This is a genomic window from Streptomyces sp. NPDC030838 (assembly GCF_055572035.1).
Map to the genome: position 1 here is coordinate 43,745 of NZ_JBVIED010000021.1, position 20,131 is coordinate 63,875.

The window sequence follows — 20,131 nt, forward strand, 5'->3', positions numbered from 1 at the left end:
AGGGGTGACGTCTCAGGCGTCTCCAGAGGTCTCAGTCGCCCGTGGCGCCGTCCAGCATTCCGTTCAGCAGTTCCCGCAGTCCCGCCCGCACCTCCTCCAGGTCCGGCACCCGCGCGCTGAACGAGCCGGCCACGCAGCTGAACATCAGCCCGTCCGCCCAGGCGACGAGGGACAGGACGTGCCGGTCGGGGTGAGGCGAGCCCAGTGCGGTGACGAGGGCGTGGAGCTGGTCGCGGAAACGGGCGCCCGTCGCGTCGAAGTACGCCCGCAGCTCCGGGCGCCGGGTCGCCTCCAGGGCGAGTTCGTAGCGGGCGAGGGTCAGGTCGCGGTTGCCCGTCAGCGCCCGGTGGGTCGCCAGGGCCAGCCCGTCCACCAGCGCGTCGAGACCGCCGCGGGGGTCGGGCATCTCGTGCAGCGCGAGCACCCGCGCCTCCCGGTCGGCGAGCCGCCGCACGGCCAGCTCCAGCAGCGCCTGCCGGGTGCGGGCCAGGTTGGAGGTGGAGCCCTGGGGAAGCCCGGCCGCCTCGTCGACCGCCCGGTGGGTCAGCCCGCGCATCCCGCGCTCGGCGAGCAGGGCGAGGGCGGTGTCGGCGACGAGGTCGGCGCGGGAAGCGCGGCTGGTGGTGCCTTCGGACATGGAGATCAACCTACCGTCCCGCTTCTCGCTGCACTACAGCTGTAGTACGGTGGGGGCCGAGCCCGGCACTACAGCCGTAGTCCCCGTCGTGACGAGGAGGAGCCATGGCACAGCCCGCGCGTGCCGTCGTGATCGGCGGCGGCATCGGAGGCCTGACCGCGGCCGTCGCCCTGCGCCGCAGCGGCCGGCAGGTCACCGTCCTGGAACGGGCCCGCTCGCTGGAGCCCGTCGGCGCGGCCATCTCGCTGGCCCCCAACGCCCTGCGCGCCCTGGACGTCATCGGCCTCGGCGACACCATCCGCGCCCTCTCCGCCTGGCAGGGCGACGGGGGACTGCGCACCCCGTCCGGCCGCTGGCTCTCCCGCTCCAGCGCCGCCGCGGCCCAGCAGCGCTTCGGCGGCCCCCTGGTGCTGCTGCACCGCGCCACCCTGATCGACCACCTGGCCGCGCTGCTCCCCGAGGGCACCGTCCGCACGGCCGCCGAGGCGACCCTCGCCGACCCCGGCGACGACCGCCGCCCGGCCCGCGTGACCACCCCCGACGGCGAGCTGGAGGCCGACCTCGTGGTGGCCGCCGACGGCATCCACTCCGCCGTACGCCGCACCCTGTTCCCGGAGCACCCGGGGCCCGTCTACTCCGGCTTCACCACATGGCGGGTGGTGATCCCGGTGCCCGGCGTGCGGTTCGCCTCGCACGAGACCTGGGGACCGGGCCGCATCTGGGGCACGCACCCGCTCAAGGACGGCCGGATCTACGCGTACGCCGCAGCCGTCACCCCCGCGGGCCGGCGCCGCCCCGACGAGAAGGCCGAACTGCTGCGCCGCTACGGCGACTGGCACGACCCGATCCCCGCCGTGCTCGCCGCCGCCCGCACCGAGGACGTCCTCCGCCACGACGTGCACCACCTCGCCGAGCCGCTGCCCGCCTACCACCGCGGCCGGGTCGCCCTCCTCGGCGACGCCGCGCACGCCATGCCGCCCACTCTCGGCCAGGGCGGCAACCAGGCCGTCGAGGACGCGATCGTCCTCGCGCACCATGCGGACGACCTGCCCGCCTACACCGCGGCCCGCCTTCCGCGTACGACGGCCATCGCGCGCCAGGCCGTCAAGGTCGCCCGGCTGAACATGATGAGCAACCGGGCCGGTATCGCCGTACGGAACACGGCCATCGCCGCCGTCTCGAAGGCCGGACCCGCGCTCTTCCTGCGCTCCTTCGACGGGATCGCCGACTGGCGGCCTCCGCAGCCCCCGTATGCTGCCGTCGAGGCGGACGCAGGCAAGCGGTAGGGGAGCACACGTGAAGGTCGGCTGCATCGGACTCGGGGACATCGCGCAGAAGGCGTATCTGCCGGTGCTCGGGTTCCTGCCCGGGGTCGAGCTGCATCTCCAGACCCGGACGCCCGCGACGCTCGCCCGGGTCGCCGACAGCCTGCACCTGCCCGGGCCACAGCGGCACGCCGACCTCGACGCGCTGCTCGCCCAGGGCCTCGACGCCGCCTTCGTGCACGCGCCCACCGCCGTCCACCCGGAGATCGTCACCCGGCTGCTGGAGGCGGGCGTACCCACGTATGTCGACAAGCCGCTCGCCTACGAACTCGCCGACTCCGAGCGGCTGGTGGCGCTCGCCGAGGAACGCGGCGTGAGCCTGGCCGTCGGCTTCAACCGGCGGCACGCGCCCGCCTACGCGCAGTGCGCGGACCATCCGCGCGAGCTGATCCTGATGCAGAAGAACCGGGTCGGACTGCCCGAAGAGCCGCGTTCGATGATCCTCGACGACTTCATCCACGTCGTGGACACCCTGCGGTTCCTGGTGCCGGGGCCGGTCGACGATGTGACCGTGCGGGCCCGGGTCCGGGACGGGCTGCTCCACCACGTCGTGCTCCAGCTCGCCGGGGACGGCTTCACCGCGCTCGGCGTGATGAACCGGCTCAGCGGCTCCAACGAGGAGATCCTCGAGGTCTCCGGGCAGGACACCAAGCGGCAGGTGCTCAACCTCGCCGAGGTGATCGACCACAAGGGTCAGCCGACCGTGCGGCGGCGCGGCGACTGGGTGCCGGTCGCCCGTCAGCGCGGCATCGAACAGACCGTCCTCGCCTTCCTCGACGCCGTCCGCGCGGGCAAGGTGCTCAGCGCCCGGGACGCGCTGGCGACGCACGAACTGTGCGAGCGGGTGGTACACGCGGTTCTGGAGCGCTCCGGCGGGGCCGCCGCCTGACGGCCCGCGTCCCTTCGGCGAGCAGATACCCGCCGAGCACCAGCAGCGCCGCGTACACCGGCCAGTCGCCGAACCGGACGTACGGCGTCGTCCCCGCCGCCAGCGGCACCTCGTACACCTCGGCCGTGCTCTCCTCCGTGCCGAGCCAGGAGCCGATCCGCTGTCCCTCGGGGCCGTAGACCGCGGAGATCCCGGTCAGGGTCGCGTGCACCATCGGGCGCCCGGTCTCCGCGGCGCGCAGCGCGGCCAGCGAGGCGTGCTGTGCGGGCGCCCAGCTCTCCTGGAAGGTGGAGGTCGCCGACTGGGCGATCAGCACATCGGCACCGGCCTCGACGAGATTGCGGCTCATGTCGGGGAACGCCGACTCGAAGCACACCATCGGGCCCACCCGCAGGCCGCCCCCGACGTCCATCACCACCTGCTCGGAGCCGCGCCGCCGGTCCTCGCCGGCCGCCTCCCCGACCGAGGTGGCCCAGCCGAGCAGCGAACGCGCCGGGACGTACTCGCCGAACGGCACCAGCCGCATCTTGTCGTACCGGTCACCGGTCAGGCCGCCGGGGCCGACCAGGACCGAGCTCTTGTAGATGCCGGGCTGGTCCGAGCGCCGGGCGTCCACGTTGACCAGGACCGGCGTCTCCGTCAGGCGGGACAGGTCCGCGACCCGCTTCGCCAGATCGGGCCGGGCGAGTAGATCGAAGCCGATGCTGCTCTCGCCCCAGACGATCAGGTCCAGCTCCTGCCCGGCCAGCCGCCGGGTCAGCTGCTCCGCACGGTCGAACCGCTCGCCGGGGCGGTCGATCACCCCCGGCTGGACGACCGCCACCCGCACCTCGCCGCGCACGTCCGGGCGCGGCGACCAGGACCAGGCCGCCGAGGCGGCGGCAGCCGTCGCCAGCAGACCGGCCAGCGCGGGTATCCGTGCCGCGCGCAACGCGACCAGCGCGGCGACGGCGACGTTGACCAGCACCACCAGGAAGCTCAGCAGCCACACCCCGCCCACCGAGGCCAGTCGCAGCGCCGGTTCCACCTGCCACTGGCCGGCGCCCAGCATGCCCCAGGGCCCGCCGAGCCCCTGCCAGGAGCGGACCAGCTCCACCGCCAGCCAGCCCGAGGGCAGCACCAGCAGCCCGGCCGCGATCCGGCCCGGCCCGGGCGCGCCGCCCAGGAAACGGCGCACCAGCCAGCCCCAGGGCGCCCAGAGCGCGCCGAGCAGCGCCGCGAGGACGAACGTGAACACATGCAGGTTCGGCAGCAGCCAGTGGTGCACGGCCAGCACGAAGCCGAACCCGCCCCACCAGCCGTCGTACAGCGCCCGCCGCCCGGTCGGCGCCCCCCGGGCCAGCAGGATCCACGGCACCAGCGCCACGTAGGAGAACCACCACAGGGACGGGCCGGGGAAGGCGAACATCGGCAGAGCGCCCGCAGCGACGGCGAGGGCCGAGCGCCGCCACGGCGAGACGAGCCAGTGGCCGAACGTCTTCATACGGCGCCTCCCTACCCGTGGGTCCAGTGTGCGCGCTGCGGACGATCTCGGTACAGGGGGCGCCGGCTCAGCCGGTCCCCGCCGTCCCGGCGCCCTTGGGGGAACGGCGCCACTTCTCCCGCACGATCACCTCCCGCAGCCGCCAGCCGTCGTCGGTCCGCAGCAGGCCGAAGGAGTACCGGCCGCCGCACACCAGGTCGGGCGGCACCGAGGCGCCGTCGGCGGCGGCGAAGCCCATCGGATTGACGTAGTCGGCCTGCACCCGGGCCGTGTCGCCGGTGTCCCGCTCCAGGATCTCGAACCGCACCCGGCGGTTGACGATCAGATGCTGGCGCATGGGAAACACCCGCAGGCTCTCGGCGAGCCACGCGGCGACGCTCCGTGCCTCGCCCTCGATCCCGCCGGCCGAGCGGTAGTCCGCGCGCCCGTCCGGGGTGAACAGTTCTCGGTACGCCTCCCAGTCGCCGTCGTCCAGGGCCACCGCGTAGTCGGTGATCAGCCCGTCCACGGCCAGCCGGTCCATCACGGTCGCGAGCTCCACACGCTGCGTCATCGGCTCAGTGTTGGGCACGGGACCGGTCCCGCCAAGAGGGCGTGCGGGACGCGATATTCGGTGGCTCCGAGCGGGTGGCGGAGGTGAGGGTGGACCCCGTGAACGATCATGCCGAAGAACCGCGATTCCGGGTCCGCGCCCGCCATACCGACTCCACGCTCACCGTCTACCAGGCCTACCACCCCGGGATCGGGCGGGCCGCCGCCCGCACCGGCCGTTTCCCGGCCACCTGGAAGCGCGAGCGCATGACCTGGATCAAGCCGTCGTTCCTGTGGATGATGTACCGCTGCGGCTGGGGCACGAAGGAGAACCAGGAGACCGTCCTCGCCGTCGAGATCACGCACGAGGGCTTCCTCTGGGCGCTGCGCCACGCCTGCCTCTCGCACTACGTCCCCGAACTCCACGCCGACCAGGCCGCCTGGAAGCGGCAGCTGCGGGAGGCGCCCGCGCGTGTCCAGTGGGACCCCGAGCGCGACCTCCACTTCACGCCCCTGCCGCACCGGTCGCTCCAGCTGGGGCTCGCGGGGGAGGCGGCGGCCCGGTACGCGGACGAGTGGATCGTCGGCATCGAGGACGTGACTCCGCTCGCCACGGAGATCCACGGGCTGGTGCGGGCGGGGCAGCTGGACCGGGCGGCTGGCCTGCTGCCGACGGAGCGGCCGTATCCGCTCGACGAGGAGGTGCTGGCGCACCTGCGGGCGTAGCCGTGTCGCTGTTCAGAGCGTGCCGCGCAGCTTCTCGAAGGCGGTCGGGGTCGGGCGTACGGGCAGGAAGTCCCTGATTCGGCGGGCGCACTCGGCGGGGTCGTGGACGCCGGTGTCGACCTCGATGTCGTACACCCCGTGGGCGTGCACCCGACGCAGCTGACGCGCGGCGAGACCGGCCGGCCGGTCCCCGCGCTCGCGCTCCCGGCGCTCCAGCTCCTCCCGGGGGCAGCGCACACCCACGAAGACGACGTCCTCGGGCACGAACAGGGACAGGCAGTCCGCCAGGCGCCACTCGGCGCTCAGCACATGATCCATCACGACGCCGTTGCCGGCGGCGGCCATGCCGGCGACCGCGCGGTGGTACCCCTGCCAGGTGCGGTGCAGGACGGTGTCGAGCCGGTCCGGCGGGACGGGGACGTGCGCGCGCATGGCGTGGAAGGCGTCCACGGGCATGTGGAAGTACGGCTCGTCGAGGAGGCGCAGCAGCTCGGCCGCGATGCTCGACTTGCCGGAACTCGACGTGCCGTTGAGGAGGATGACGAGGCCGCGGCGCGGCGGTACGCCGGTCAGATGCCGCATACGCCGCTCAGGCCGCCTCGATGATCTCGCCCCGCACGGCGGCGGCCCACTCGACCACCAGCAGTTCGTACTCCGCGCGCTCCTGCGCCGACAGGGTGCCGCCCGCGCGCAGCCACAGCGCGCGGATCTGCTCGTTCACCTCGGCCGCAGAGCGCACGGAACCAGGGGCACCGGAATCAGGGGACATGCGGGCAAGCCTAGGCGGTCGCACTGACACTGCGCTACCGCACGGCTACTCGATTCGTATGGGGTTGGTCACGAGCGGCAATCGCGCCAACTCCCGCTGTCAGTGCGCCGATTCGGCCGCGTGCGGGCTCAGGACACCGAAGGTGACGAGGGCGATGAGGATGATGCCGAGGGCCACGCGATACCAGACAAAAGGCATGAAGCTCTTGGTCGAGATGAACTTCATGAACCATGCGATGACCGCATATCCGGTCGCGAACGCGATGATCGTCGCGAAGATCGTCGGCCCCCAGGACACATGGCCGCCTTCCATCGCGTCCTTGAGCTCGAACAGGCCGGAGGCGAGCACCGCCGGGATGGCGAGCAGGAAGGAGTAGCGGGCCGCGGCCTCGCGCTGGTAGCCCATGAACAGGCCGCCGCTGATCGTCGCGCCGGAGCGGGAGACGCCCGGGATCAGCGCGGCGGCCTGGCAGAGGCCGAAGATCAGGCCGTCCTTCACGCCGAGGTCCTGCAGGCCCTTGCGCTCCTTCACCGCGCGGTGCCGGCCGCCCGTCTCGTCGCGGGCCGCCAGCCGGTCGGCGACGCCGATGATCACGCCGACCACGATCAGCATGGTCGCGGTGATCCGCAGATCACGGAACGGCCCCTCGATCTGATCCTTGAGCGTCACGCCCAGCACGCCGATCGGAATCGAGCCGACGATCACCAGCCAGCCCATCTGGGCGTCGTGGTCCTTGCGCCACGCCTTGTCGTACAGCGAGCGGGACCACGCCGAGAGGATCCGTCCGATGTCCTGGCGGAAGTAGATCAGCACGGCGGTCTCCGTGCCGATCTGGGTGATCGCCGTGAAGGCGGCGCCCGGGTCGTCCCAGCCGGAGAAGGCCGCGGTCAGCCGCAGATGCGCGCTGGAGGACACGGGGAGGAACTCGGTCAGCCCCTGGACGAGTCCGAGGATGAGTGATTCGAACCAAGACATGGAAGTTACGGAGTCCAAGTGCCGATCGTGGAACGGACGACGGACACGTCCTTGCCGCCGCGCGCGGTGATGACGGGCGCACCAGGCCCACGCGCGCGGTGATCAGGTGTGTCGAGGGGCAGCGTAGCGCCCCGCGATGACGAGCCCGACACAGGGGGTTTCGAACGAGATCGACGGTGATCGGTTCGCGGTGTTGACCGGCCGGTGTGCGGGCCCCTACGTTGCCAGGCGAGGGAAAGCGCTTGCTATCGCTGGTGCTGACCTGGCTCGCCACCCCGTAGGAGTGCTGATCAGATTGATGTCCACGTCCGCGTCCCTCGCCGGCCGCCCCCTCCGCGCCGCCGTCATCGGCACCGGCGCCATCGCCCGCGGCCAGCATCTGCCCGCCCTCGCCGCGCTCGCCGAGGAGGGCGAGACGGAGGTGGTCGCGGCGGTCGACATCGACGCCGGCGCCGTCGAGGCGTTCTGCGCGGAATTCGGCATCCCGCACGCGTACACCGACCTGGACCGGATGCTCCGCGAGCAGCGCCCCGACCTCGTCTGCGTCTGCACCCCGCCCACCCTGCACCGCGAGCAGACCGTGGCCGCGCTGCGCGCCGGGGCCTGGGTGTGGTGCGAGAAGCCGCCCGTGCCCTCGCTCGCCGACTTCGACGCCATCGAGGCCGAGGAGGGCACCGACGGCGGCCCGTACGCCGCGATCGTCTTCCAGCACCGCTTCGGTTCGGGCGCCGCCCATGTCCGCCGGCTGCTCGCCGAGGGCGCCCTGGGGCGGCCGCTGGTGGCGCACTGCCAGACCACCTGGTACCGCGACACCGCCTACTACGCCGTGCCCTGGCGCGGGCGCTGGCGGTCCGAGGGCGGCGGCCCGGCGATGGGCCACGGGATCCACCAGATGGACCTGCTGCTGGATGTGCTCGGCCCCTGGAGCGAGGTGCGGGCCATGGCCGGCCGACTGGTGCACGACGTGGAGACCGAGGACGTCTCCACGGCCCTGGTGCGGTTCGAGAGCGGGGCGCTGGCCACCGTCGTCAACAGCGTGCTCAGCCCCGACGAGGTCAGCCGGATCCGCGTCGACTGCGAGCGCGCCACGATCGAACTGACCCACCTGTACGGGTACAGCAACGCCTCCTGGCGGATCACCCCGGCGCCGGACGTGCCGGAGGCGGAGGCCGCCGCCTGGCGGGACTTCGGGGCGGACGTGCCCAGCTCCCACCTGGCCCAGTTGCGCGAGCTGGTCGCCGGCATGCGTGCAGGGGAGCGGCCGCGCAGCAGCGGCCCGGACGGACGCAAGAGCCTGGAGCTGGTCACCGCGCTGTACAAGTCGGCGTTCACGGACACCACCGTGCGGCGGGGCGAGATCGGCCCCGGCGACCCCTACTACACCGAGCTGCACGGCGGCGCGCCCGGCTGGGCGCCCGGCGTCGCGGAGTCCGCCGTATCCGCCGACAGTCAGGAGGTGCCCGCATGACCGGACCGCGCATCACGCACACGCACACGCACGGCGACCGCATCACCGTCACCGAGCCGGAGACCGGTGTCGAACTGCTCGCCTACGTCTACCGGCCCGAGGCGGCCTGGGAGGCCCCGAAGCCGTATCTCCACCCGCTGCGCACCCTGTCCGGCGCCGTCGTCACCGACTACCGGCCCAACGACCACCGCTGGCACAAGGGCCTGCAGATGACGGCCTCGCACCTGTCCGGGGCGAACCTGTGGGGCGGCAACTCGTACGTCCACGGCGAGGGGTACCTGGCGCTGCCCGAGCGGGTCGGCTCGATGGCGCACGTGGCCTTCGACGAGGTGGCCTCGGACGGCGACCGGGTCGTCATCGCCGAGCGGCTCACCTGGCATCCGTACAGCGGGGAGCTGTGGGCCGAGGAGCGGCGGCGAATCGAGGTGCACGACGTCGATCCGGCGGCCGGTTCCTGGGCACTGACCTGGACGAGCGCCATCACCAACCGGCGGGCCGAACCGCTGCTGTTCGGCAGCCCCACCACCGCCGGACGCGAGATGGCGGGCTACACCGGCCTGTTCTGGCGCGGCCCGCGCGCCTTCCGGGAGGGGCGCATCACCGGCCCGGAGAGCGAGGGGCCCGGCATGATGGGCGAGCAGGCGCCCTGGCTCGCCTACTCCGGTGAGCACGACGGTGTGGACGGCCACGCCACGCTGGTCTTCGCGCACGCGCCGGAGAACGACCACGCGGGGACGCACGGAGCCCACCCCGCCCACTGGTTCGTCCGCAACGAGCCGTTCGCGGCCGTCGCGCCGTCGTGGGCGTTCTTCGACGAACTGGAACTGGCGCCCGGCGACACCCTCACCCGCCGCTACCGGGTCGTGGTGGCCGACGGCGCGTGGGAGCGGGAGGAGATCGCCAAGTACCTGGAGGCACACCCGTGGTGAGCACCGGCGTCTTCCAGGGGCTGCCCGGCGGGGTCGCCGTCTCCGGCCTGTCGGTGTACGACTGGCCGGCCGTGGACGGGGTCTGCGGCGGGACGCCCCACCTGCACCTGGTCTGCTCGGAGGGGTACGTCGTCACCGGCGGGCGCGGGGCCGTGCAGACGCTCACGGCCTCCGGGTACGAGGTCACGCCGCTCGCGCCCGGGACGGTCGCCTGGTTCACACCGGGCACCATCCACCGGCTCGTCAACGAGGGCGATCTGCGCATCACCGTCCTCATGCAGAACAGCGGACTGCCCGAAGCCGGGGACGCGGTGCTCACGCTGCCCCCGCGCTACCTGGCCGACCCGGAGACGTACGCCGCCGCGACGGCGATCCCGGCGGACGCGCCGGAGGCGGAGCAGGAGCGGATCGCCCGCGCCCGGCGCGACCTGGCGCTGGAGGGGTACCGGGCGCTGCGCGCGGACGGGCCCGAGGCGCTGGCCGCCTTCCACCGGGCCGCCGCCGCGCTGGTCCGGCCCCGGCTCGCCGAGTGGCGGGTCCGCTGGCAGGGCGGTGCGGCGGCCGCCGCCGCGGCCACGGGGGACCAGCTCGACCGGCTCGAACAGGGCGACGTCACTCACCTCGCCGAGGCCGCCGTACAGGCGGAACAGCCCTTCGCGCGGGGGCGGTTCGGGATGTGCGGGCGGCTGGACGTCTACCGGCAAGGGGCCACGGACCGGCCTTGAGCGTCATGGAGCGGCCTTGATCTTCTTCATGGTCAGGTGGGAGTCGATCCGCAGCACACAGGAGATGCCGCTGAGCTTCTCGACCAGGAAGGCCTCGTAGGCGGCGTGGTCGGCGACGGCGACGCGGATGAAGTAGTCGGGGCGGCCGTACATCCGGCGGAACTCGACGACCTCCTCGTAGGAGGCCACCGTGCGCTCGAAGTCGAGGAACGTGTCGCGGTCGTGAATATCCCCTGACGTGCGGGCCGCCTTCACGGATTCCGCCGCCGTGGGCCTGGGATTCGTGCCGCTCGGCATCGCCTTCGGCGCGCTCGCCGTCCAGTCCGGACTCGACTGGTGGTGGGCGGGCCTGTCCGCCGCGGTCGTCTTCGGCGGATCGTTCGAGTTCCTGCTCATCGGCATGGTCACCGCCGCCGCCCCGCTCACGGCGATCGCCGTGGCCGCTTTCCTGGTGAACCTCCGGCACGTCTTCTACGCGCTCTCCTTCCCCCTGCACCGGGTGTCCGGCCGCCTCGCCAAGGCGTACAGCACCTTCGCCCTCTGCGACGAGGCCTACGCCCTGACCGCGGGGGAGCGGGCCCGGTCCTGGACCGGGCGGCGCGTGCTCTGGGTCCAGCTTCTGCTGCACCTGTACTGGGCCGGCGGCGCCACCGTCGGAGCCCTGCTCGGCTCGCTCGTCCCGGACGGTGTCACCGGCCTGGACTTCGCCCTGACCGCGCTGTTCACGGTGCTCGCGCTGGACGCCGTCCGGCAGCGGCCCGACGACCTGCCGACCCCCGTGCTCGCCCTCCTCAGCGCCCTGGCCGCCCGCCTTCTCTTCCCCGATCAGCTGCTCCTCGCGGCCTTCGGCCTGTTCACCGCCGGACTGCTGGCCCAGCGACTCACGACCGACCGGAAGCCGAACCCGAGCCATGCCTGACATCCGCTACGCCGTCGCCGCGATCCTCGTCACCGCCGCCGTCACCTGGGCCCTGCGCGCCCTGCCCCTGGCCGAATCCCGCGCGGTCGCCCCGTCGGCGGCCCTGGCCGTCACCGTCGGCCTGCACCTGCGGCGGCGCAACGCGCTGCTGAGCATCTTCGGCGGGACGGCGGTGCATGTGGTGCTGGCCAGCACCGTTTTCGGTCAGTAGGGCCGGCGGTCTCGGTCAGCGGTGCCGGGAGTTTCGGTCAGTAGTGCCGGCGGTTTCGGTCAGTAGTGCCAGCAGTACAGGCGCAGGGCGCCGCCGCTGCCTTCGGCGGTCGCCGCGAGCCGGGCCACGCCCTCCACGACCGTCCGTGGATCGTCCGGCAGGTCTTCCCCGTCCGTGAGCCGCATCCGTTCGGTCCAGTGCGCGGCGCAGGCGTCCAGGGCGTCGGGGGTGGCGGCGGCGAGCGCACGCGTCAGCTTCTCGGGGACGGCGAACACGCCCGTGCCGTCGTTGACGATCGGCGCCACGTAACGGGGCCACGCGCGTGCGGGGGGCCGGTCCAGCGGGGGCAGGCCGCCCTCGGCCCGGGCGTCGAAGTGCGCCTCCCAGTCGAGGACGGCGTCGTCGGGGTAGAAGTCGCCGCAGCTCAGCGAGTCGAACGCGGGCCCGGGACCGGTGGTGCGCGTCGCCGCGGCGGTCGCGTCGTCCGGGGCGAGGAAGAAAGCGATCTCGATGCCCATCCGGGATGCCGTCACGCCGCCGTCGGGCCCGCCACCGTCCAGCCCGGGGACTGCGGATGGGGCGTCAGGTCGTGGTGGTGGACGGCCTCGCCGCAGGCCTGGCAGGTGACCACCGGCACCAGTTCGTGGCCGCAGCGGTGCTCGTTGACCATCGGCCGGTCGCCCTCGGGGCGCAGATGGCGGTTGCCCCACTCCATCAGTGTCAGCAGCACCGGGACCAGCTCCAGGCCCGCCTGGGTGGGCCGGTACTCGAAGCGCTGCGGGCGTTCGCTGTAGGCCCGCTTGGTGAGGATCCCGGCGTCGACGAGCCGGCGCAGCCGGGCGGCCAGGATGTCGCGCGGGGCGCCGATGTTGCGCACCAGCTGGTCGAAGCGGCCGTTGCCGAGACACACCTCCCGTACGACGAGCAGGGAGTACTTCTCGCCGACGAGCGTCAGGGCGTCGGCGATCGAGCAGGGGCGCGGGTCTTTGCGGACGGCCATGAGGGCAGTCTAGGGGAGGGTTTGATTTTCCAACTCATGCGGCTATGGTGAGTTTGGATTTCCTACTCGCTAGTAATCGAGTCACTGGCAATCGAGTCACTGGTAATCGAGCTGGTGGGACGACCGGCGCGCCCGCCGGTCCTCGCCACGGCGGCCAAGGAGGCCCGCAGCATGCGCGACGCAGTCATCGTCGAAGCCGTACGCACCCCCATTGGCAAGGGCAAGCCCAACGGCTCCCTCGCGCACGTCCACCCCGTCGAACTCCTCGCCCACACCCTGCGCACCCTCGTCGAGCGCTCCGGCGTCGACCCCGCGCGGATCGACGACGTCATCGGCGGCACCGTCGACCAGGTCGGCGAGCAGGCCATGAACACCACCCGCTACGCCGTGCTGTCGGCGGGCTTCCCCGAGTCGGTCCCCGCGACCACCGTGGACCGCCAGTGCGGCTCCTCCCAGCAGGCCGTGCACTTCGCGGCCCAGGGCGTGCTGTCCGGCGCGTACGACCTCGTCGTCGCCTGCGGTGTGGAGTCCATGAGCCGGGTGCCGATGTGGTCCAACGTGCCGCCCGGCAAGGACCCCTTCGGCCCCGGCGTCGCCGAGCGCTACCCCGAAGGCCTCGTCCCCCAGGGCATCAGCGCCGAGCTGATCGGGGCCAAGTGGTCGATCACCCGCGAGCAGATGGACGCGTTCGCCGTCTCCTCGCACCGCAAGGCGGCCGCCGCCTGGGAACAGGGCCTGTTCGACGCGGAGGTGGCGCCCCTGGACGGGGTCGCGCGCGACGAGTGCGTACGGCCGTCCAGCACGCCCGAGATCCTGGCCGGCCTCAAGCCCGCCTACCACGACCCCGGCTTCGCCGAACGGTTCCCGCAGATCGAGTGGAACGTCACCGCGGGCAACGCCAGCCCCATCAACGACGGCGCCTCCGCCGTGCTCGTCACGACGAGCGAGACCGCCGCCCGCCTCGGCCTGCGCCCGCTCGCCCGGCTGCACAGTTTCGCCGTCACCGGCTCCGACCCGCTGCTGATGCTCACCGGCGTCATCCCGGCCACCGAGAAGGTGCTGCGCAGGGCGAACCTGACCCTGGACGACATCGACCTGTTCGAGGTGAACGAGGCGTTCGCCAGCGTGGTGCTGGCCTGGCAGCAGGAGACCGGCGCCGACCCGGCCAAGGTCAACGTGCACGGCGGGGCCATCGCCCTCGGCCATCCGCTCGGTGCCAGCGGCACCCGGCTGACCACCACGCTCGTGCACGCGATGCGCGCCCGCGGCGCCCGCTACGCCCTGCAGACCATGTGCGAGGCGGGCGGCCTCGCCAACGCGATGATCCTCGAAGGGGTCTGACGACTCAGCGGCCCCGCAGGTGGTGGCGCTTGCGCCAGGCCACCACCGCACCGGCCAGCGCCGGTACGGCGATACAGGCCATCGCGATCAGGAAGGCCGGCGACGTCGGCGTCGAGGCGCGGGCGCCGGCCACGACGTACGCGGCGGTGTTCGGGACCGCACCGAGCGCCGTCGCGAGCAGGAACGGCAGCCAGCCCATCCGGGAGACCGCGGCGCAGTAGTTCGCCGCCGAGAACGGCACCCCCGGGAACAGCCGCACCGCCAGCATGGAGCGGAAGCCGTGCCGGCTCAGCTGCCCGTCCACGGCCGTCAGGACCCGGCCCCGCAGCAGCGGACGCAACGCGTCCTGCCCCAGCACCCGGCCGAGCCCGAAGGCGAGCCCCGCGCCGAGCACCGTGCCCGCCACCGCCGCGCCGAGCCCGAGCTGCGAGCCGAACAGCGCGCCCGCCGCCAGGTTCAGCAGCGGCCGGGGCACGAACGCCACCGTGCACAGGCCGTACGCCACCGCGAACAGCAGCGCCGCCGCGGCACCGCTCAGCTGCGGCGGCCAGCCGTGCGCCAGCAGCCGCTGCGGCTCGAACAGCAGCACACAGGTCGCGGCCCCCACGAGCAGCGCGACCAGCAGCGCGAAACGGGACCAGGGCGACAGCAGTACACGCGCGCAGCGCGCCGGGAAGCCGACGGGTGCGGGTGCCGCGATGGCGAGGTCCGAGGCGGCGGCCAGGGGAGTGGCCGTGGCGGTGCCCCCAGAGCGGGTGGTGGCATCGAGCATTCGGTGACATTAACCGACGAACGTGTGTGATCGCCGTAACCGCCCGCGTCCGTCGTCCGGCCCGGCACCGCCGAAAACCATTCGACGTGGGACAACGCGTCGGCAATGATCTGCGTCATGTTCCGGTACGCCTTCCTCGTCGCAGCATCCGCAGTCGCGGATGCGCCGAAGGCTGCCGTGCCCGTCTTCCTGGCCGCCGTCGACGGCGCCCGAAGCTGACCCTCTCCGGATCGTCCGGCGGACCCCGCAGGGGGAGGGTCGGCACGTCCTTGGGGTCCCCCTCTCCCGCCGCGGAGAGTCCTCTTCGCAGAGACTTCGAGGTACCGCCATGTCCAAGACGGCGTACGTCCGCACCAAACCGCATCTCAACATCGGCACCATGGGCCATGTCGACCACGGCAAGACCACCCTGACCGCCGCCATCACCAAGGTCCTCGCCGAGCGCGGCACCGGCACGTTCGTGCCGTTCGACCGCATCGACCGCGCCCCGGAGGAGGCCGCGCGGGGCATCACCATCAACATCGCGCACGTCGAGTACGAGACCGACACCCGGCACTACGCGCACGTGGACATGCCGGGCCACGCCGACTACGTCAAGAACATGGTCACCGGCGCGGCGCAGCTCGACGGGGCGATCCTCGTCGTCTCCGCGCTCGACGGGATCATGCCGCAGACCGCCGAGCACGTGCTGCTCGCCCGGCAGGTGGGCGTCGACCACATCGTCGTCGCGCTCAACAAGGCGGACGGCGCCGGTGACGAGGAGCTCGTCGACCTCGTCGAACTGGAGGTGCGCGACCTGCTCACCCAGCACGGGTACGCGGGTGACTCGGTGCCGGTCGTCCGGGTGTCCGGGTTGCGGGCGCTCGAGGGCGACCCGCGGTGGACGGCGTCCATCGAGGCGCTGCTCGACGCGGTGGACACCTATGTGCCCATGCCGGAGCGGTACCTGGACGCGCCGTTCCTGCTGCCGGTGGAGAACGTGCTGACCATCACCGGCCGCGGCACCGTCGTCACCGGCGCCGTCGAGCGGGGCACGGTCCGCCTGGGCGACCGGGTCGAGGTACTGGGCGCGGAGGTCGAGTCCGTCGTCACCGGCCTGGAGACCTTCGGCAAGCCGATGGAGGAGGCGCAGGCCGGGGACAACGTGGCCCTGCTGCTGCGCGGCGTACCGCGCGACGCGGTCCGGCGCGGGCACATCGTCGCCGCGCCCGGCAGCGTCACGCCGAGCCGCCGCTTCACGGCTCAGGTCTACGTGCTGTCGGCCCGCGAGGGCGGCCGTACGACACCGGTGTCGACCGGGTACCGACCGCAGTTCTACATCCGCACGGCGGACGTGGTCGGCGCCGTCGACCTCGGCGGGACGGCGGTCGCCCGCCCCGGCGACACCGTCACCATGACGGTCGAACTGGGCCGTGAGGTGCCGCTGGAGCCGGGCCTCGGCTTCGCGATCCGCGAGGGCGGGCGCACGGTCGGCGCGGGCACGGTGACGACGGTCGGCTGAACGGGTGGGGCCCGCCTCGGCGAAGAGCCGTGAGGCGGGCCCCGCCTGCCGGTTGGGGGCCCTCGCGGGCTTTCGGCCGCAACCCCGTGGACCCCGCCGTCCGTGCGGCGGCCGCCCGGGCGGGGTGTGCCCAGGCACCGGCGCACGCGGAGCCGGTCGCGGAGGTGTGGGGTCACTGACCTCCGGGTCGCCCGGCTTCCCCTTGTGCGCCTGATCTGCGCCCTTGTGAGGGCTTTGGGCATCCCCGACCGTGGTGTACAGGCGGGGCAGCACAGCCAGGACAGGGGGCGACATGGGGCGCGGGGTCCAAGGGGCGGCAGGCCGGGCACTGCTCGAGGCGGCCGTCGTGATGGAACGGACGGTGGCGAGCAGGCAGGCGGCCGCTCGGTGGCAGCGACGACGGAACGCGGCGCTGCGCGCGGCACACCGTCTGGGGGTGCCGGTCGAGGTGATGGCGGAGCGTCTGGGACTCTCGAAGGGCTGGGTGTCCAAGAAGGTGAACGGGCAGCAGGCGCACGCGCCGGAGGAGGCCGCCTGACCAGAGGGCTGGGCGGGGCCGGGCTGGGCGTGGCCGGGCTGGTTGGGGGCGGGCTGGTCGGGGGCGGGGACCGTCCCGCCACCGGCACAATGGAGCCGTGAACGAGCCCATACCCGTCAGCCGGTCCGTCGATCACGGAACCGCCAAGCTGATGCCCGACGTGGACCGGGAGCGGGCCTGGCTGCTCACCGTGGACGGGGCGCCGCAGTCGTATGTCGACCTCGACGAGCCGACGCATCTGGAGTTCGAGTACGCCCGGCGGCTGGGGCATGTGCTGGACACCGTCGCCGAGCCGGGGCGGGCGCTGGACGTGCTGCACCTCGGGGGCGGGGCGCTGACGCTGCCGCGCTATGTGGCGGCGACCCGGCCCGGCTCCCGGCAGGACGTCGTCGAGGCCGACCGGGCGCTGCTCGACCTGGTCGTCGAGCACCTGCCGCTCCCGGCCGACGCCGGGATCGCGTTGCACGCGGCGGACGCGCGGGCCTGGCTGGCGGACGCCGACGACGACAGCGCGGACGTCATCGTCGCCGACGTCTTCGGCGGCTCACGGGTGCCCGCGCATCTGACCTCGCTCGCCTACGCCCGCGAGGCCGAGCGGGTGCTGCGCGCGGGCGGCGTCTATCTGGCGAACCTCGCCGACGCCGCGCCCTTCGCCTTCCTCCGCTCCCAACTGGCCACCTTCGGCGCGGTCTTCGAGGAGCCGGCGCTGATCGCCGAACCGGCCGTGCTGCGCGGCCGCCGCTTCGGCAACGCCGTGCTCGTCGCCGCCCACCGCCCGGTCGACATCGCCGCGCTGACCCGGCTCACCGCCGCCGACGTCTTCCCCGCCCGGGTCGAGCACGGTTCCTCGCTGCGGGCGTTCATCGGCGACGCCCGGCCCGTCCGGGACGAGGACGCCGTCCCGTCACCCGAGCCCCCCGACGGGGCGTTCGGCATCGGCTGACCCGCTGTCGGCGCCGGGCCCGACGGGTGTGACCGCCAGCGCGACCTCCTTGGTCCGGCGCCGCAGATTGCGCACGTCCGGCACGCACAGCACCGCCGCCGTGACCACCACGATCAGCGTCGCGCACCCCCACAGCGCCGGGGTTCGCCCGAACGCCTGCTCCGCGGGGCCGGCCAGCGCCGTCGCCAGCGGCATCAGTGCCACCGAGCCGAACCAGTCGTAGGCCGAGACCCGGGAGAGCTTGTCCTCCGGTATCTCCTGGTGCAGGGCGGTCATCCAGGAGACGCCGAACACCTCCAGCGTCACCCCGGTCACGAACATCACCGCGCAGAGCGCCCCCACCGGCACCGGCACGGCGAGCGCCGCGGACGGCAGGGCCAGCGGGAAGACGCACAACGTGCCCACGAACAGCAGCCGGCGCGGCTTCCAGCGGGTCATCAGCAGCGCGCCGACGACCGTGCCCGCCCCGAAGAAGCCGAGGGCCAGACCCCAGGGTGCCGGGCCGCCGAGGTGGTCGCGGGCGACCAGCGGGCCGTAGACCGCGTCGGCGGCGCCGACCACCGCGTTGGCGAGGGAGAACTGCACGACGATGCCCCACAGCCAGGGCCGTCCGGCGACCTCCCGCCAGCCCTCGCGCAGATCGGCGAGCATCCCGCCGCCGGGCTCGCGCGGCGGGACTCCGCTGACGTCGAGGAAGGAGCGCAGCCCGGCGGCGACCGCGAAGGCCGCGGCGTCCGCCGCGAGCACCCAGCCCGGTCCGATCGCGGCGACCATCGCACCACCGAGGGCAGCGCCGCCGAGGGCCGCGCCCTGCATCGCCATCCGGAACACCGCGAACGCCCGGCCCGCCTGCTCGCCCTGCACGGAGGACAGCAGCATGCCCTCGGCGGCCGGGCTGAAGAACGCCTGGCCGGTGCCGTTCAACGCGGTCAGCAGCATCATCTGCCACAACTGCGGCTCGCCGGTGAGCACCAGGAGGGCGAACAGGCCCTGCGACACACAGTTGAGGACATTCGCCGCGACCATCACCCGGTGCCGCGGCAGCCGGTCCGCGAGCGCGCCGCCGATCAGCAGGAAGAGCACCAGCGGCAAGGTGCGCGCGGCGGCGACCAGGCCCACGTCGCCGCCGTCGCCCCCGGCGTCGAGCACGGCGAACGCGGCGGCGATCAGCGCACCGTGGCTGCCGAGGTGGGTGACGACCGCGGCGGCGGTCAGCAGGCTGTAGTTGCGGCCCGCCCAGGCGGGTCTGCGCGGGCGGCGCCCGGGGGCGGCGGGATCGGCGGCGGAGTTCACCGGCTGACTATCACCGGCCGGGGCCCGACTTGCCAAACCGGTTTGCCGCCGCCTGTCGGCGCAGGTCGGCTCTCCGCCTGCGCCGCACGGACTGTGCGTGGGCGTCGGTCAGCTCTCCGTCGGTTCACCGTGCAGACGGACCGTCTTGGCGATCTTCAGGATCGTCTCCTTCGGGACCTCCTTCTTCACGCCCTTGGCGCCGAAGAAGTTCCACGACACGTAGTTGCCCGCGGAGTTCTGGAAGCCGAACGTCATCGCCTTGCCGTCGGTGGCGCACTTGCTCTTGCCCTTCTGGGGCGAGTTCTTCGACTCGGCCCAGGCGATGCTGCCCTCGATGCCGGAGGCCGTCGTGAAGGGCTCGGCCTTCTCCTCGAAGACCATGCTCTTCTTGTCCGGCTGGGTGTATCCGCCGTAGACCCACCAGGCGACGGTGTTGATCGCCACCTCGTCGGTGTTCTTGGCGCCGTCGGCGCCCTTCGTGCCCACCGCGGCGAGCGAGGTGTCCTCGGTGCGGCCGTCCTTGTTGGAGTCCGACGTGCACCACTTGGACTGGTAGACGGCGGTGCCGGTCATGGTGACGAGCGGCTTCAGCTCGTCCGCGTTCTCCTCCTCGAACGCGATGAGCATGCCCGGGTTCTGCACCTCCCAGTCGGCCGGCACGTCGAACGCGACGCCCCACTTGGGGTTGACGACGACCTTCCAGCCCGCGATGGTCGGCTTCTCGGCCTCGCCGTCACGCGGATTGTCGTCGGTGCCGGAGGACGTGGCGGTGGGTTCCGCGGTCGGCGTGGGCGACTGGCTGGTCTTCGGCTTGGAGCCGCCGCCGGCCTCGTCGTCCTTGTCACCGCCGAGGACCAGGAACCCGGTCACACCGGCCGCGATCACCACGGCCGTGGCCGCCGCGATTGCGACCAGCTTCGTCCGGTTGCCGCCGCCGCTGCCGCCGCCGCTCGTCGGCGGCTGCGGAGCGCCCACGGGGGCGGGGGTGCCCCACTGCGGTTGCTGCTGCGCATACGGGTTGGGCTGCTGGTAGCCGGGCTGCTGGTAAGGATTCGGCTGCTGGTACCCCGGCTGCTGGTACGGGTTGTTCTGCCCCTGCGGGTTCTGCTCGCCCCCGGGCTGCTGCTGTCCTGGCCACATGAGCCGTAACCCTAGT

The 20,131-nt window shown here is 73.1% G+C and carries 24 protein-coding genes; 12 read left to right on the top strand and 12 right to left on the bottom strand.

Annotated elements, in window-relative coordinates; translation table 11 throughout:
- Window positions 1–31: 31 nt before the first annotated feature.
- Window positions 32–637 carry a TetR/AcrR family transcriptional regulator gene (locus ACZ42A_RS37220; RefSeq protein ID WP_468531790.1) on the bottom strand — a complete coding sequence of 202 codons (606 nt, stop codon included), beginning with the start codon at window positions 635–637 and terminating at the stop codon, window positions 32–34.
- Window positions 638–741: 104 nt separating this feature from the next.
- Between ACZ42A_RS37220 and ACZ42A_RS37225 the strand changes: the two genes are divergently transcribed.
- Window positions 742–1,923 carry an FAD-dependent monooxygenase gene (locus ACZ42A_RS37225; protein WP_468531791.1) on the top strand — a complete coding sequence of 394 codons (1,182 nt, stop codon included), beginning with the start codon at window positions 742–744 and terminating at the stop codon, window positions 1,921–1,923.
- A 10-nt stretch (window positions 1,924–1,933) separates the two neighbouring features.
- Entirely contained in the window at window positions 1,934–2,851 is a 918-nt protein-coding gene (locus tag ACZ42A_RS37230) for a Gfo/Idh/MocA family protein (protein ID WP_468531792.1), read from the top strand.
- On the opposite strand, the gene lnt is transcribed toward ACZ42A_RS37230, so the two are convergent.
- A complete protein-coding gene (gene lnt, locus ACZ42A_RS37235) occupies window positions 2,763–4,334 on the bottom strand; it encodes an apolipoprotein N-acyltransferase (protein ID WP_468531793.1) in 1,572 nt (523 codons plus the stop codon). The genes ACZ42A_RS37230 and lnt overlap by 89 nt on opposite strands.
- Before the next feature lie 67 nt (window positions 4,335–4,401).
- Entirely contained in the window at window positions 4,402–4,887 is a 486-nt protein-coding gene (locus ACZ42A_RS37240; RefSeq protein ID WP_468531794.1) for a nuclear transport factor 2 family protein, read from the bottom strand.
- A 98-nt stretch (window positions 4,888–4,985) separates the two neighbouring features.
- Between ACZ42A_RS37240 and ACZ42A_RS37245 the strand changes: the two genes are divergently transcribed.
- Window positions 4,986–5,591, top strand: a complete 606-nt coding sequence (locus ACZ42A_RS37245; RefSeq protein WP_468531795.1) for a DUF4291 domain-containing protein — start codon at window positions 4,986–4,988, stop codon at window positions 5,589–5,591.
- Between the two features lie 12 nt (window positions 5,592–5,603).
- Here the strand turns inward: ACZ42A_RS37245 and ACZ42A_RS37250 are convergent, their stop codons facing one another.
- The 3 genes from ACZ42A_RS37250 to ACZ42A_RS37260 all read right to left on the bottom strand — a co-directional run bounded on the left by ACZ42A_RS37250 (window position 5,604) and on the right by ACZ42A_RS37260 (window position 7,335).
- The gene (locus ACZ42A_RS37250) at window positions 5,604–6,173 is read right to left on the bottom strand and encodes a chloramphenicol phosphotransferase CPT family protein (RefSeq protein WP_468531796.1); all 570 of its coding nucleotides are present in this window, start codon (window positions 6,171–6,173) and stop codon (window positions 5,604–5,606) included.
- A gap of 7 nt (window positions 6,174–6,180) precedes the next feature.
- Window positions 6,181–6,360, bottom strand: a complete 180-nt coding sequence (locus tag ACZ42A_RS37255; protein WP_468531797.1) for a hypothetical protein — start codon at window positions 6,358–6,360, stop codon at window positions 6,181–6,183.
- A 99-nt stretch (window positions 6,361–6,459) separates the two neighbouring features.
- On the bottom strand, window positions 6,460–7,335 hold the full coding sequence (locus ACZ42A_RS37260) for an undecaprenyl-diphosphate phosphatase (RefSeq protein ID WP_468531798.1): 876 nt from the start codon (window positions 7,333–7,335) through the stop codon (window positions 6,460–6,462).
- 298 nt (window positions 7,336–7,633) lie between these two features.
- Here ACZ42A_RS37260 and ACZ42A_RS37265 point away from each other — a divergent pair, with 298 nt between their 5' ends.
- Genes ACZ42A_RS37265 through ACZ42A_RS37275 form a run of 3 tightly spaced genes read left to right on the top strand, consistent with a single transcriptional unit; the run spans window position 7,634 to window position 10,457 of the window.
- Window positions 7,634–8,803: a Gfo/Idh/MocA family protein gene (locus ACZ42A_RS37265; RefSeq protein WP_468531799.1), complete on the top strand. Its 1,170-nt coding sequence runs from the start codon at window positions 7,634–7,636 to the stop codon at window positions 8,801–8,803.
- Window positions 8,800–9,732, top strand: coding sequence for a DUF6807 domain-containing protein (locus ACZ42A_RS37270; protein ID WP_468531800.1), 933 nt, complete (start codon window positions 8,800–8,802; stop codon window positions 9,730–9,732). The genes ACZ42A_RS37265 and ACZ42A_RS37270 overlap by 4 nt, the downstream gene beginning before the upstream one ends.
- Window positions 9,726–10,457: a cupin domain-containing protein gene (locus tag ACZ42A_RS37275; RefSeq protein WP_468531801.1), complete on the top strand. Its 732-nt coding sequence runs from the start codon at window positions 9,726–9,728 to the stop codon at window positions 10,455–10,457. Before ACZ42A_RS37270 ends, ACZ42A_RS37275 begins: the two co-directional genes overlap by 7 nt.
- Before the next feature lie 3 nt (window positions 10,458–10,460).
- On the opposite strand, the gene ACZ42A_RS37280 is transcribed toward ACZ42A_RS37275, so the two are convergent.
- Window positions 10,461–10,712: an Lrp/AsnC ligand binding domain-containing protein gene (locus tag ACZ42A_RS37280; protein ID WP_468531802.1), complete on the bottom strand. Its 252-nt coding sequence runs from the start codon at window positions 10,710–10,712 to the stop codon at window positions 10,461–10,463.
- Window positions 10,713–10,725: 13 nt separating this feature from the next.
- On the opposite strand from ACZ42A_RS37280, the gene ACZ42A_RS37285 reads away from it, so the two are divergent.
- Window positions 10,726–11,376 carry an AzlC family ABC transporter permease gene (locus tag ACZ42A_RS37285; RefSeq protein WP_468531803.1) on the top strand — a complete coding sequence of 217 codons (651 nt, stop codon included), beginning with the start codon at window positions 10,726–10,728 and terminating at the stop codon, window positions 11,374–11,376.
- Window positions 11,369–11,587, top strand: coding sequence for a hypothetical protein (locus ACZ42A_RS37290; RefSeq protein WP_468531804.1), 219 nt, complete (start codon window positions 11,369–11,371; stop codon window positions 11,585–11,587). Before ACZ42A_RS37285 ends, ACZ42A_RS37290 begins: the two co-directional genes overlap by 8 nt.
- A gap of 59 nt (window positions 11,588–11,646) precedes the next feature.
- Here the strand turns inward: ACZ42A_RS37290 and ACZ42A_RS37295 are convergent, their stop codons facing one another.
- Both ACZ42A_RS37295 and ACZ42A_RS37300 read right to left on the bottom strand, forming a co-directional pair.
- The gene (locus ACZ42A_RS37295; RefSeq protein WP_468531805.1) at window positions 11,647–12,120 is read right to left on the bottom strand and encodes a hypothetical protein; all 474 of its coding nucleotides are present in this window, start codon (window positions 12,118–12,120) and stop codon (window positions 11,647–11,649) included.
- On the bottom strand, window positions 12,117–12,587 hold the full coding sequence (locus ACZ42A_RS37300) for a winged helix-turn-helix transcriptional regulator (RefSeq protein ID WP_468531806.1): 471 nt from the start codon (window positions 12,585–12,587) through the stop codon (window positions 12,117–12,119). The genes ACZ42A_RS37295 and ACZ42A_RS37300 overlap by 4 nt, the downstream gene beginning before the upstream one ends.
- Window positions 12,588–12,758: 171 nt before the next feature.
- On the opposite strand from ACZ42A_RS37300, the gene ACZ42A_RS37305 reads away from it, so the two are divergent.
- Window positions 12,759–13,928, top strand: coding sequence for a thiolase family protein (locus ACZ42A_RS37305; protein ID WP_468531807.1), 1,170 nt, complete (start codon window positions 12,759–12,761; stop codon window positions 13,926–13,928).
- Window positions 13,929–13,932: 4 nt separating this feature from the next.
- On the opposite strand, the gene ACZ42A_RS37310 is transcribed toward ACZ42A_RS37305, so the two are convergent.
- Window positions 13,933–14,700, bottom strand: a complete 768-nt coding sequence (locus tag ACZ42A_RS37310; protein ID WP_468531808.1) for a TVP38/TMEM64 family protein — start codon at window positions 14,698–14,700, stop codon at window positions 13,933–13,935.
- A 328-nt stretch (window positions 14,701–15,028) separates the two neighbouring features.
- On the opposite strand from ACZ42A_RS37310, the gene tuf reads away from it, so the two are divergent.
- The 3 genes from tuf to ACZ42A_RS37325 all read left to right on the top strand — a co-directional run bounded on the left by tuf (window position 15,029) and on the right by ACZ42A_RS37325 (window position 17,682).
- Entirely contained in the window at window positions 15,029–16,201 is a 1,173-nt protein-coding gene (gene tuf, locus ACZ42A_RS37315; protein WP_468531809.1) for an elongation factor Tu, read from the top strand.
- 361 nt (window positions 16,202–16,562) lie between these two features.
- The gene (locus ACZ42A_RS37320) at window positions 16,563–16,739 is read left to right on the top strand and encodes a hypothetical protein (RefSeq protein WP_468531810.1); all 177 of its coding nucleotides are present in this window, start codon (window positions 16,563–16,565) and stop codon (window positions 16,737–16,739) included.
- 97 nt (window positions 16,740–16,836) lie between these two features.
- Window positions 16,837–17,682 carry a spermidine synthase gene (locus ACZ42A_RS37325; RefSeq protein ID WP_468531811.1) on the top strand — a complete coding sequence of 282 codons (846 nt, stop codon included), beginning with the start codon at window positions 16,837–16,839 and terminating at the stop codon, window positions 17,680–17,682.
- Here the strand turns inward: ACZ42A_RS37325 and ACZ42A_RS37330 are convergent.
- Together ACZ42A_RS37330 and ACZ42A_RS37335 are read right to left on the bottom strand one after the other, a co-directional pair.
- Entirely contained in the window at window positions 17,644–18,975 is a 1,332-nt protein-coding gene (locus ACZ42A_RS37330) for an MFS transporter (RefSeq protein ID WP_468531812.1), read from the bottom strand. The two genes, ACZ42A_RS37325 and ACZ42A_RS37330, sit on opposite strands and share 39 nt — an antisense overlap.
- A 108-nt stretch (window positions 18,976–19,083) precedes the next feature.
- Window positions 19,084–20,115: a DUF8017 domain-containing protein gene (locus ACZ42A_RS37335; protein ID WP_468531813.1), complete on the bottom strand. Its 1,032-nt coding sequence runs from the start codon at window positions 20,113–20,115 to the stop codon at window positions 19,084–19,086.
- Window positions 20,116–20,131 lie beyond the last annotated feature (16 nt).